This is a genomic window from Dyadobacter sp., from assembly GCF_039919315.1.
GTDB lineage: Bacteria > Bacteroidota > Bacteroidia > Cytophagales > Spirosomataceae > Dyadobacter.
Map to the genome: position 1 here is coordinate 155953 of NZ_JBDSFX010000001.1, position 12723 is coordinate 168675.

Sequence of the window (12723 nt, forward strand, 5' to 3'; positions counted from 1 at the left end):
TTTTTATCCAGTTTTTATCAACAACTTTCTTCAATGAAATATCAGGATTTCATCATTTCAGACCATCGCGTAATGCTGGGAAAACCGGTTATCAAAGGCACGCGTCTGACTGTGGAGATGATTCTTCGTAAACTTGGCGAAGGAGCAGAAATCGACGACTTGCTGGCTATGTACCCTCATTTAAGTAAAGAGGCGGTACAAGCGGTACTTCAATATGCTGCTGAAACCATAGCAAATGAAGAAACTCTCGAATCGGCTGCATGATTTTAGCCGATGAAAATATTGATCGCCGATTGATTAATGGCATCCGCCTCGCGGGTTTTGAAGTTCACTCCATCTACGAATCTAGTCGCGGTTCTTCTGACGAATCCATTATCGATATATCCAGAAATCCACCGCGTATTATTCTTACCGAAGACAAAGATTTTGGCGAATGGGTTTATGCACACCACATAACCGATATTAGCGTACTGTTTTTACGTTATCATTTTAAGGATACTGATGCCATCCTCAAAATCTTGTTAAAACTTCTTTCTGAACGCAAAAATGACCTATTTGGTCACTTTACGACAGTTACCATTCACAAAATTCGTCCACGACCGTTTGTATAAGTGATATACTTCTATCATTTTTAAATCGTATTTCTAATAGCATTTAATCATTATGACAACGCAGGAAACAGTACATATACCAACCCGTTCGAAAAGGGTTTTTATTGGAGAAGAATTTGATTTGAAGAAATGGGAAGACCTGGAACCGCTCTTTGAAAATCTGAAAACCCGTAAAATCAATTCTGCTGAGGACTTAAAGCAATGGTTTTCAGACCGTAGTGAAATAGAGTCTTACCTATCCGAGAACTTTGCATGGCGATACATTCGCCAGACCTGCGATACTGCGAACACGAGCCTGATCAGCGCATTGCAGTTTTTTATAGCCGAAATCCAACCGAAACTGGCCGAGTACGGAAATGCTCTTGACAAAAAAGTGGTCGATAGCCCATACCTGGACCAGCTAACAGCACCGGGGTTTGCGATCACACTTCGGAGCATGAAAAAGGCCATTGAAATTTTCCGGGATGAAAACATTCCCCTGATTACCGAAATGCAAACCGAAGAACGTCACTACGGCGCCATTGCAGGGGCGATGACGGTGACACTGGATGGCGAGGAAATGACTTTGCAAAAAGCAGCGGATCGCCTGCAATCCACGGATCGCACGATCCGGGAGGAAGCCTGGCGGGCGATAAGCGGACGGCGTTATGAAGACCATGGCAAGCTGGATGATCTATTGAACAAATTGGTCACATTGAGAAACCAGGTAGGCAAAAACGCTGGTTTCGACAATTATCGTGACTATATGTTCGCCGCAATGGGCCGCTTTGACTACACCCCCGAGGATTGCTTCAACTTTCACGGATCAGTTAAAAAAGCGGTTGTTCCGCTGCTAAATGACATGGCTTCGGGACGAAAAGATGCATTAAAAGTGGAGCAGCTTCGTCCATGGGATACCAAAGTTGATCCAAAAGGTCTGCCTCCCTTGAAACCGTTCTCGACAGGCGAAGAGCTGCTTGATAAGACGATACGCTGCTTTTCAAGGCTGGACCCATTCCTGGGCGACTGCCTGAGGATCATGAAAACCATGAAGCACCTTGACCTGGAATCGAGGAAAGGGAAGGCTCCGGGAGGGTATAACTACCCGCTGGACGAAATTGGCGTTCCTTTTATTTTCATGAATGCGACTTCTAATCTCCGCGATATGGTCACGCTCCTGCATGAGGGCGGTCACGCGGTACATTCGCTGGTAACCCGCGACCTGGCATTGAATGCATTCAAACATACGCCTTCGGAAGTGGCTGAACTGGCTTCCATGTCGATGGAACTGATCACGATGGATTTCTGGGATGAGTTTTTCGAAAATGAAAATGACCTGAAACGCGCCAAGATCCAGCACCTGGAATCGATCATTGAAACACTTCCATGGGTAGCTACCGTTGACAAATTCCAACATTGGATGTACGAAAACCCGCAGCATACACCGGAACAACGTACCGATGCATGGGTACGGATCTATGAAGAATTTACAGATACGATGATGGACTGGTCAGGCATTGAAAACTTCAAAAAGTACCTGTGGCAGCGTCAGCTTCATATCTACGAAGTACCATTCTATTACATTGAATATGGAATTGCACAGCTAGGGGCGATTGGAGTTTGGAAAAATTACCGTCAGGATCCTGCAAAGGGCCTGAAAGGCTACCTTGATGCATTGAAACTCGGCTATACAGCTACGATCGGGGATATATACCAGGCAGCCAACATCCCTTTCGATTTTTCGGAGCAGCATATCTCAGATTTAATGCAGTTTGTCCGTAATGAACTGGAAGAGTTAAAAAAATAGCATTTCATTTCACCGTAATTTGGTGGTTATGAAAATGGCGGTTATTTTTGCTGATAATACTATGAACGATCAAAGAAATGAAATTCAATAAAATAGTTGCGTTTGTTGCTTGTCTGGCTTTACTTTCTTCATGTGATTACCAAAAATACAATCACATCGAGCAGAAGGATTTGAATGTTGGAAATGAAACCGTGTACGGCGTAAGCCCCGATTCATTACCTCGCCAAATGTCTTACAAATACGAGGCAAAACCTGAATTGGATGCCCGCGTAAACGACATCAGAGCGAAATTATACGGCGGAGCGACCAGCGCGGTAGTAAAGGAATAAAGTATTTTTTGATATAGATATTGAAGATATCCCCAATCACCCGGGGATATCTTTTTTTTGAAACCATATTTATAAAGGATTGAACAATTTCAATATCGACTTATACGTATAATCCTTTTGGCTCGTACCCATTGAATAAGTGAAGTTGTGACAATTGAACATTTTTAATTTACTTTACGTATTCGAGGCATATTGAAATCATATTTTTGAGAATAACATAAGCAATTAAAAGTATACACAAACATGAATATAGCTTTGGTAACCGGCTCAGCCGGACTAATAGGAAGTGAATCGGTTGCTTTTTTGGCTGATAAATTTGATCTGGTCATTGGAGTTGATAACAACCTTCGGGAATACTTTTTCGGGGCAGATGGAAACACAGCCTGGAACAAGAGCCGGATTGAAAGTGCATATAGCAATTACAAGCATTACTCAGCCGATATTCGTGAAGTAAGCCAGCTGGAACCGATTTTCAAAGAATACGGAACCGACATCAAGCTGATCATCCATGCCGCTGCACAACCCAGCCACGACTGGGCGGCCCGTGAGCCTTTTACTGATTTCGGGGTCAATGCAGTGGGTACATTAAATATGCTTGAAATGACCCGCCTTCATACACCTGAAGCCGTGTTCATTTTCACTTCTACCAACAAAGTTTACGGCGATAATCCTAATTACCTTCCCTTGGTAGAACTAGAAACTCGCTGGGAAATTGATGAAAGCCATCCATACTTCATAAACGGGATCGACGAAAGCCATAGCATTGACCATACCAAACATTCCATCTTCGGAGCTTCCAAAGTTGCTGCGGATATTATGGTACAAGAGTATGGACGCTATTTCGGCATGAAAACGGCTGTTTTCCGCGGCGGCTGTTTGACAGGCCCAAACCACTCCGGTGCTCAGTTGCACGGATTTTTGGCTTACCTGATGAAATGTGCGATCACAGGTAATCATTATACTATTTTCGGATATAAAGGAAAGCAGGTTCGTGACAACATTCACAGCCATGACCTTGTCAATATGTTCTGGCATTTCTACCAGAACCCTCGTCCAGGTGAAGTTTACAATGCAGGCGGCGGTCGTTTTGCGAACTGCTCTATGTTGGAGGCCATCGCACTATGCGAGCAAATCACAGGAAACAAACTTTCTTATTCTTACTCGGACACAAACAGGGTGGGTGACCATATCTGGTATGTGAGCGATCTTACAAAATTCAAATCCCACTACCCTGGCTGGAACTGGGAATATGGGTTGGTAGAAACTTTAACGCAGATCCACGACGGTATCTCTTCCCGGTTAGGCGTTAAAACGGTATAAATCATTTCAGAAACCTCCGGAGTAAAGTTCACTCCGGAGGTTTTCAATCTCCTCCCCCATGCCAGAAAATTTCGTCATTATCATTCCTCAATTCAATGACTGGGAGGCACTTAACCTGCTGATACAAAAGATTAATGCGGATTTAAACACGCCGATATTAAAAAACACTACATTACTCGTTGTCGACGACTGCTCTTCCAAGCTTAGGACACAGCCATTTGCACCATTTGAAGGGAAAGAGATCAAAGTTCTGCGACTCTACCGGAACCTGGGCCATCAAAAAGCCATTGCCATCGGGCTTTCTTACGTTGCCGAACACCTTCCTACCGATAAAGTGATCGTCATGGATGCCGACGGTGAAGACGCGCCTGCCGATATCAACAAACTGGCCGCCAGATCACTGGAAGAACCTGATAAAATTATTTTTGCCGAAAGAAACAAACGTACGGAAAGCCTGTTATTCCGCTCGTTTTATGTGATCTATAAATTACTTTTCAAATTGCTTACGGGAAAAGTGATCACATTCGGTAATTTCAGTCTGATACCACAAAGTCGTTTGCAAAACCTGGTACGAGTTTCCGAAATCTGGAATAATTACCCTGGTGGCATCATCAAATCCCGCATTCCTTACGACTCAGTACTTACTAACCGCGCAACGAGGCTCGCCGGCGAGAGTAAAATGAATTTTGTATCGCTGGTACTGCACGGTTTGAGCGCCATTTCAGTCATGGTGGATACCACGGCGGTGCGGATTCTGATATTTTCAATCTTCATGTCCGGAGTAGCGATCGCATTCATATTTTTTATCGTTTTCCTGAAACTGATCGGCAATGCAACGCCAGGCTGGGCCTCGACCTTAGGCAGCACATTAATGATCCTGATGCTGCAATCCTTTCTGATTTCTCTTTTCCTAGTGTTTATGGTACTTCAATACCGTTCCCAGCAACATTTTATTCCGGCGGTGCATTACCGTGATTTTGTGGAAAAAGTAGACACCTTCAACTAAGTTGTCATGATCACGTTCGACAGTTCTCCTCCGGTATATTGGCTTCTTGGCTATTTACTGGCTGCCATTGTCGTTCTTTCCGCGAATTATAAGGCTGTTCCTACCAAAGCGTATCTTGCTCTGAGTATGCTCTTGCTGCTGGTGATGCGGCTGCCGGTTATTGTTTACAATAGGGAGCTCAATCCGGATGAGAGCCAGATGCTCAGCCACGCCATTACATTGTTTCACGACCCTGTTTACTGGCGGTCGGTGGACGGGACCACCATTGGGCCCCTTGACAACTACCTGCTCGTCATTCCCAAATTATTAGGCTTCCAGATCGACTATACCTCCGGCAGGCTTATGGGTTTCTTTTGCGCCGCCGGCTCACTCATTTTTCTGTTTTTTACATTAAAAAACTGGTTTGGAACATCGCGAGCTAAGAAAATATTTCCTGTTCCGGTGATCTTTTTGGCATTTACGCAAGAAGTTGATTTTGTACATTATTCGAGTGAGCAGCTTCCTATTTTTCTGCTGTCATTGTGTCTCTGGCTGCTTTCGTGTCTTAGTCAGCATGAAAAATCAAAATCAGCCAATGCTTATTTCGTCGGTTTCGTAGCCGGTGCCATTCCTTTTGCCAAGTTGCAGGCTGTGCCTCAGGCGATGGTACTGGTGCTGGCGGCCTGCTGGTTTTGTTACCTGGTATACCGCGATCGAAAAAACTATCGCCCATTTCTGGCGCTTATGTCCGGTGGGCTGACATTTCCAGCCATTGTTCTTCTTTGGGCCCTCGCATTTCACGTCTTCACCGACCTAATCGATTTCTATCTGCTCGGCAATGCGATTTATGCAGGCGGAAAAGGGTTTTTCTCCATTCCTACCCAGTTTGCCGCCATCTTCCGCCTGACACCTGATTTTCAGTTTTATACATGGGCGTTAATTCCTCCAATACTATTGGGCCTGATTAAGATTTTTAGCCCTTTGAGAATTAAAAGTCAAGACAACGCCATTCCATTGATCATTCTGTTTTTGGTTCTTTCCAGCATTTATGCGGTGACGAAGTCAGGTAACGATTTTATTCATTACCTCAATTTTTGCGTCGTTCCGTGGACATTGCTGGCCGCGTATGGATGGTCGAAACTGGAAAAATGGTCGTTGGTTTTCCCTGCCATTTTGCTCATCTGGTTTGCAGGATATGATGCATATTATTTTGTAAAAGAGCGAAAACTAAACGACTTCCCCTCGGTAGGCGCAAGGGACCTTTGGCAAAGTCCCGTCGTTACAGAACTCAAAAAATACAGCAAACCAACTGATTACATGGTTGTATGGGGCTGGCAATGTGTATATTATGTAGAAGCGCAGCTGAAACAGGGTACCGCCGAAAATCATTCTGAACGTTCTATTTTCGATCATGCGATGCGGAAAACCTATCGTCATCGATACCTTAAAGATATTGAAAGAACCAAGCCTGCCATTGTTCTGGATGCGGTAGGAAAGAATAGCTCCTGGGTCCAAAACAAAAAAACCCAGGGTATTGAGAGTTACCCTGAGTTATATCAATATATTCTAAAAAATTACAAGTTACTTGGCAGTTTTGACGATACTAGGCTATACGTTAGGAAAGACCGGTTACAGTTAAGATAATATGTCAGTAGCTCCCGCATTTTCAACCTGGAGAAGGTCATTCAATGTGGTTTTATCCAGTACCGCAAGGTTAGCGTCTCTCCATCTTTCCAAAACTGTGCGCAGGCTGCATGTTTCTTCGTCTTTGCAATCATCGCATCTTCCATAAAAGAACATCGAAACGCAAAGTGCTGGCGCGATAGGCCCATCGATAATCCGAAGTACTTTAGAAAAATTAACTTCCCCCGGCGGCACTCTTAATAAATATCCACCACCCTTACCTTTCTGGCTCTGCAACACGCCATTATTACGAAGATCAAGTAGAATGGCTTCCAGAAATTTTTTCGGAATTTTCTCTTTTTCCGCAATGTAAGATATCAATACGGGACCTTTTCCGTATTGTTCTGCCAAAACTTTCAAGGCCTTAAGGGCGTATTTTGCTTTTTTCGAAATCATTGTTGATCAAAAAGTACTTTTTAGGGGAATTAGTATGCGTAAAGATGAACTCGTTCCAGTAAATATTTCAGTTGATTAATTCTAAATATCGAACATTTCAACGAATATCCTATTAACTCCAGAACATAAATTGGCTAAGCAATAATTCCCTCTCTGCGGATAAGGCTAGTTACGGGGCGGTTTACCTCCATTCAATAGACCTTGCATCCTTTCCAATGTTTTCTTTTCGCCGCACAACGATAAAAATGCCTCCCGTTCCAGATCCAGCAAATATTGTTCTGTCACCGGCTGCGCATAACTCAAATCACCACCATTGATCACATAAGCTAGTTTGTTAGCAATTTTGGCATCATGGTCGGTTATATAATTCGCCAGTCGCATTTGCGCGATACCAGCCATGAGCAACGCAATACCCGTTTTACCCTGCACTTTAATATCTGCTCTTTGCTTCGGTTGCGTATATCCATTGTCCGCCAGATCAATCGCTGCCTGTTTTGCCTCGGCAATCAATCTCGACCGGCTGAGTACAATCTGATCTTTTTCCTGCAAATAATTCATTTCACGCGCGTCTTTGGCCGAAGTGGAGACTTTGGCTTGCGCAATGTTCATGAAAGCAGTCGAAAGAATGTTCAATTCCGTGTCTCCTGCCTGGTACATATCTGAGCAGCGCAAAGCCATTTCCTTGGTACCGCCGCCAGCCGGAATAATCCCCACGCCAAATTCAACCAAGCCCATATATGTTTCCGCGTGCGCCACGATCTTATCCGCATGCAGATTCAGCTCGCAGCCGCCGCCCAGCGCAAGCGTATGCGGGGCTGTGACAACAGGTATGGAAGAATATCGTGCGCGCATCATCGTTTGCTGAAACTGCGCGATCACCATATTGATCTCGTCAAACTCCTGCTCTATGGCGAACATAAACAACATCGCCAGATTAGCGCCCGCTGAAAATGCCTCAACAGATTCATTTCCAATGACTAACCCACGAAAATCCTTCTCCGCAATGCTGATCCCCTTCTGAATTCCTTCGATTACCTCAGAACCCATCGTATTCATTTTCGACTTGAATTCCAGGTTCAGGATACCGTCACCCATGTCATACAGGCTAGCTCCCGCATTTTTCCAGACAATGTTGTCGGACAAATTGCTCAGCAGGATAAAACTTTCCTGCCCAGGTACCTTTTTGTAAGATTTGGAAGGAATGTCATAGTAATGCCTTTTTCCGCCTTCCACTTTATAAAAACTAGTATTACCACCGGCAATCATATCATATACCCACGCCGCAGGTTTCAGTTCCAGGCTTTCCATTATGGTTAGCATTTCTTTCACGCCAATCGCATCCCAGGTTTCAAAAAGGCCGTATTGCCAGCCAAAGCCTGCGGTAATTGCCTGATCGATCTGGAAAATTTCGTCGGAGATTTCCGGGATACGCAATGTGGCATATCGGAATACGTCTGCGAATGTCTTTCTATAAAATTCCCCGGCTTTGTCCTTCCCCGCTACCAACACCGCAAAGCGTTTCGACACATCACTAATGGCCTTGGTTCCTTCCAATGTGGCAAATTTCACCTTTTCAGACGGCTTGTATTCCAACGTGGTAAAATCCAGCGCTAATATCACCGACTTACCCTTTTCGTCCTTGATCTTTTTGTAAAAACCCTGTCCCGTTTTGTCTCCCAGCCATTTGTTATCAAAAAGTTTTTGCATCGCGCCCGGAATAACGAATGCATCGCGCGACTCATCATTTCCCTCTCCCGCTGCATATAAGTTGTTGGCTACGTGCACAGTAGTATCCAGTCCTACTACATCAGACAGGCGATAAGTACCGGATTTAGGACGTCCTGCAACCGGCCCGGTCAGCTTATCCACCTCATCCACGCTGAGCCCCATTTCTTCCGCTACCCGAATGGTTTGGATCAATGCATATATACCCAGCCGATTGGCAATGAAGCCCGGTGTATCCTTGCAGAGAACGGTCGTTTTTCCTAAAAAAAGATCTCCGTAATGCATCAGAAAATCGATCACGGCCTGATCGGTATCGGGGGTAGGAATGATCTCCAGCAGACGCAGGTATCTTGGGGGATTAAAAAAGTGTGTCCCGCAGAAGTTCTTTTTGAAATCCTCGCTTCTCCCCTCTGCCATCAAATGGATCGGGATTCCGGAAGTATTGGAGGTTATTAATGTCCCAGGCTTTCTAAGCGCGTCTACTTTTTCGTAAATGCTTTTTTTAATGTCCAGCCGCTCTACCACGACTTCGATGATCCAGTCGTAGTTTTTAATGTCGGCCAGGTTATCGTCAAAATTGCCCAGTTTGATCCGTGAGGCAAACGAAGGGCTGTATAGCGAAGCTGGCGTGGCTTTTAATGTTTGTTGAAAAGAATCGTTCACAAGCCTGTTCCGAAAAGCTGGATGCTCAGTCGTAAGTCCTTTTGCTTTTTCAAGCTCTGAAAGCTCCCTCGGGACAATGTCGAGCAACAACACTTCCACACCAATATTGGCAAAATGGCACGCGATCCGCGATCCCATAATACCTGAACCCAGAACAGCTACTTTACGAATTGAACGATTCATTAGTTACAAAGTTTTTTGTGTGGCCGTCGGCTTTCGGCAGTCGGCTTTTAATCTTTAGAATTCCCCGTCTACCTCTCCGGGGTCTCCGGCTTTTAATTTTTGATTTTCTTCTTCTACGAGCTTGTTGATGTCTTTGATCACCTCAAAAAATGTAACCAGCTTATCCAGAGGTATTTTATCGCGGATCATGGTATTGAACGAGATCACTCCTTCACGGGCCAGCTCCCTCTTTTCTTTTCCCAGGTCGGTCAATACAATCCTGACGAAGCGCTTATCATTTTTGCTTACTTCTCTCTGAATGAGCCCCCGTTCTTCCAGCGTTTTCAGCATTCTCACCAAGCTCCTGGGTTCCATGCCCAGTAGCGGGGCTATTTTGGTGGCAGGAGTACCGTTTTCGATGTCGATATTGAGCAATACATAGCCTACGGCCATGGTGGTATCAAACCGTGCGGCATAGGCATTGTACATTCTTGAAATAGAATGCCAGGCCCATTTTATCTGGAAATCAACTGTTTTTTCCTTGCGCATGGTCTGAAAAAGCGATTTAGTGTCAGGCGTACCCCTTGTCACAAATGTAAGAAATCCCGTTAGTATTATGCAAGCATACTAATTTTACTTCAAGAAAAAACGCGCCGGTTTTTGATGCCGGCGCGTTCTCAGTTTCTTACTTTTCGTTGATCAGCTTGTCCATCAATCCATTGAAGTCGGAGACAAAATCATCGTAATATTTGCCTGTCCCCGGGCCGGAGAAGCCAGTATGGATCTCCCGCACTTTTCCTTTTTTATCAATGAAAATGGTTGTAGGATAGGACATTACCTTATTGAGCATTGGCAATGCTTTGCCGGTTGCTTCGTCAGTATTGGTTCCCGCCAAAACGATAGGATAGTCAATCCCAAATCTGGTGATCATGCGTTTGATCTTTGGGTTTGCGATTTCGGGTTTATCGGAGCGTTCAAATGCCAACCCGATCACTTCCACACCGCGACTTTTGTTTTTCTTATACCAAGGCGCTACATAGTTGGTTTCGTCCATACAGTTCGGGCACCATGAACCCATAATCTGGATGATGACAGCCTTACCCTTAAATCTCGGATTCTTCAATGACCATTGCTTGCCATTCACGTCGGGAAATGTGAAGTCAATGCTTTCAAAGCCTGGTTTCAGGAAAGTCAGTTTGGTAGCGTCCGGCAATTTTGCGGCCGGATCCAGTACTGCATTCCAGGTTTTGTAACCTTTCAGCCCGGTCCACATAGCCCCTTTCAGTCTGCCGTCGGCAACGATCGCTGCTTTGAACAACATGGCGTTGGAGCCATCGAAGGTGGATAAAAACAGGCTGTCGCCATTCACGCTGCCTGTCAGAAACCGGTAGTCGCCCGTAGGTGTCAGAAACGAGCCGGTAACATCTGTACCCTGCTGTGCAAAATTGGCAACTGCGCGTGTCGTATCGCCTGTAATTTCATTTTTGAATAATGTCGCCCATTTGCCGGCCACATTTTTACTGCTTTTAGCTTCGCCCTTTTTATAAAATTTATAATTTTCGCCGAATTTCGCTTCAAACGGTATGGAGCCCGCAACAACGCCGTTGGCAAGACGATAGTATCTTCCTTTTAGGTGGTCGCCATCCTGTTTTGCCACGATTTTGGCATCAAAAAGCTGCATCGGGATCACCAGCGAATCGTCTTGAATGTATGTAGAATCCATTTTCAACCGTTCAGTCCCATTCACGACAAAGACGCTGAACGTTTTGTTATCCGGATTTTTGGAAATATCCAGAAGCAATGGAAGCCGGTGCGTATCTCTGGCTAATGTGGCTCGCCAGATGCCGTTTTTTAATGTTGATCCGGAAGTTGTTTCAAATGAAGATGTGTAGCTGGGTAATACAATCAAAAACAACGAAGCAACAATCCAATTTATATATCTCATATCCAATTCGTTATTCTAAAAACCTCCTTGTGGTGTTAAAATTAAATCACTCCTCAACCGTGAGTCCTACGCTTGAAAATTGCTAAGTTTGTAACTGCCTCACGGCAAGAAATAGTTCCTCAGTACGTTGCTTTTAACAAATGGATCCACAAAGTACCTATCATGAACCTGTGATGTTATCCGAATGCCTGGATGGGCTTAACATTCAGCCGGGAGGCACTTACGTGGACGTCACCTTTGGCGGCGGCGGACATTCGAGGGCCATTCTCGAAAAACTGACGACAGGCAGGTTACTGGTTTTCGATCAGGATCCGGACGCGGTGGCCAATGCAGCGGAATTTAAAGACGATAAACGATTTACATTCATTGCAGCCAATTTCAGGCATATTAAAAGGTACCTGAAACTGCACAAGGCTGAAAAAGTAGATGGAGTACTGGCTGACCTTGGCGTTTCATCCCATCAGATCAACACGCCGGAAAGAGGTTTTTCAACCCGCTTTGAGGCTGATCTCGATATGCGGATGAACCCGAATGGAGAGAAAACCGCACGGGAAGTTTTGAATGTAAGGTCTACAACTGAGTTGCAGAGGATACTTGGCATGTATGGCGAGGTTACCAATGCGAAAACCGCCGCTGAAGCGATTTTTGCAGCCAGACATAATTCGCCCATTGAAACGGTGAATGACTTAAAAGGCGTTTTGATGCGCTATGCCCCCAAGCATCGTGAAAACAAGTATTTTGCGCAGGTTTTCCAGGCATTAAGAATTGAAGTAAATGATGAATTGAGCGTGTTGGAAGAATTTCTGACACAGATACCTGAGATCCTGAACCCTGGTGGACGACTGGTCGTGATGTCGTATCATTCTTTGGAAGACAGGCTGGTCAAGAATTTTATCCAAAAAGGAAAATTTGACGGCGAGGTAGAAAAGGATTTTTACGGAAATGCGATAAGGCCACTGGCCAGCGTTACAAGGAAACCTGTGGAAGCAACGCCAGAAGAAGTGGCGAGAAACCCACGGGCCAGAAGTGCAAAATTGAGGATCGCAGAAAAACCTGAGGAAGATGCCGGAAAATAAACGAAGGCCCAAACCGATTACACCAAAACCGCCCAAACGTAG

Annotated in this window: 12 protein-coding genes; 8 read left to right on the forward strand and 4 right to left on the reverse strand. The window is 44.9% G+C overall.

Features of this window, described 5'->3' with window-relative positions; genetic code table 11:
- The first annotated feature begins 33 nt into the window (after nt 1–33).
- From ABIO93_RS00705 to ABIO93_RS00735, 7 genes are all read left to right on the forward strand, one after another.
- The gene (locus ABIO93_RS00705; protein WP_348063518.1) at nt 34–264 is read left to right on the forward strand and encodes a DUF433 domain-containing protein; all 231 of its coding nucleotides are present in this window, start codon (nt 34–36) and stop codon (nt 262–264) included.
- Entirely contained in the window at nt 261–611 is a 351-nt protein-coding gene (locus tag ABIO93_RS00710) for a DUF5615 family PIN-like protein (RefSeq protein ID WP_348063519.1), read from the forward strand. Before ABIO93_RS00705 ends, ABIO93_RS00710 begins: the two co-directional genes overlap by 4 nt.
- Before the next feature lie 52 nt (nt 612–663).
- A complete protein-coding gene (locus tag ABIO93_RS00715) occupies nt 664–2397 on the forward strand; it encodes a M3 family oligoendopeptidase (RefSeq protein WP_348063520.1) in 1734 nt (577 codons plus the stop codon).
- Between the two features lie 77 nt (nt 2398–2474).
- Complete coding sequence (locus tag ABIO93_RS00720; RefSeq protein WP_348063521.1) at nt 2475–2726, forward strand: hypothetical protein; 252 nt, start codon at nt 2475–2477, stop codon at nt 2724–2726.
- A 243-nt stretch (nt 2727–2969) separates the two neighbouring features.
- Nucleotides 2970–4046 (forward strand): NAD-dependent epimerase/dehydratase family protein, encoded by a 1077-nt coding sequence (locus ABIO93_RS00725; protein ID WP_348063522.1) that lies wholly within the window; start codon nt 2970–2972, stop codon nt 4044–4046.
- Nucleotides 4047–4104: 58 nt separating this feature from the next.
- Nucleotides 4105–5052, forward strand: a complete 948-nt coding sequence (locus tag ABIO93_RS00730) for a glycosyltransferase (protein WP_348063523.1) — start codon at nt 4105–4107, stop codon at nt 5050–5052.
- Between the two features lie 6 nt (nt 5053–5058).
- Nucleotides 5059–6675 carry a hypothetical protein gene (locus ABIO93_RS00735; protein ID WP_348063524.1) on the forward strand — a complete coding sequence of 539 codons (1617 nt, stop codon included), beginning with the start codon at nt 5059–5061 and terminating at the stop codon, nt 6673–6675.
- Here ABIO93_RS00735 and ABIO93_RS00740 read toward each other — a convergent pair.
- The 4 genes from ABIO93_RS00740 to ABIO93_RS00755 all read right to left on the reverse strand — a co-directional run bounded on the left by ABIO93_RS00740 (nt 6667) and on the right by ABIO93_RS00755 (nt 11605).
- Nucleotides 6667–7110, reverse strand: a complete 444-nt coding sequence (locus ABIO93_RS00740) for an Rrf2 family transcriptional regulator (RefSeq protein WP_348063525.1) — start codon at nt 7108–7110, stop codon at nt 6667–6669. The genes ABIO93_RS00735 and ABIO93_RS00740 overlap by 9 nt on opposite strands.
- 165 nt (nt 7111–7275) lie before the next feature.
- Nucleotides 7276–9681 (reverse strand): 3-hydroxyacyl-CoA dehydrogenase/enoyl-CoA hydratase family protein, encoded by a 2406-nt coding sequence (locus ABIO93_RS00745; protein WP_348063526.1) that lies wholly within the window; start codon nt 9679–9681, stop codon nt 7276–7278.
- A 54-nt stretch (nt 9682–9735) separates the two neighbouring features.
- Complete coding sequence (locus ABIO93_RS00750; protein ID WP_348063527.1) at nt 9736–10209, reverse strand: MarR family transcriptional regulator; 474 nt, start codon at nt 10207–10209, stop codon at nt 9736–9738.
- Between the two features lie 136 nt (nt 10210–10345).
- Nucleotides 10346–11605: a TlpA disulfide reductase family protein gene (locus ABIO93_RS00755; protein WP_348063528.1), complete on the reverse strand. Its 1260-nt coding sequence runs from the start codon at nt 11603–11605 to the stop codon at nt 10346–10348.
- Between the two features lie 140 nt (nt 11606–11745).
- On the opposite strand from ABIO93_RS00755, the gene rsmH reads away from it, so the two are divergent.
- Nucleotides 11746–12681 (forward strand): 16S rRNA (cytosine(1402)-N(4))-methyltransferase RsmH, encoded by a 936-nt coding sequence (gene rsmH / locus ABIO93_RS00760; RefSeq protein WP_348063529.1) that lies wholly within the window; start codon nt 11746–11748, stop codon nt 12679–12681.
- The last annotated feature ends 42 nt before the right edge of the window (nt 12682–12723 follow it).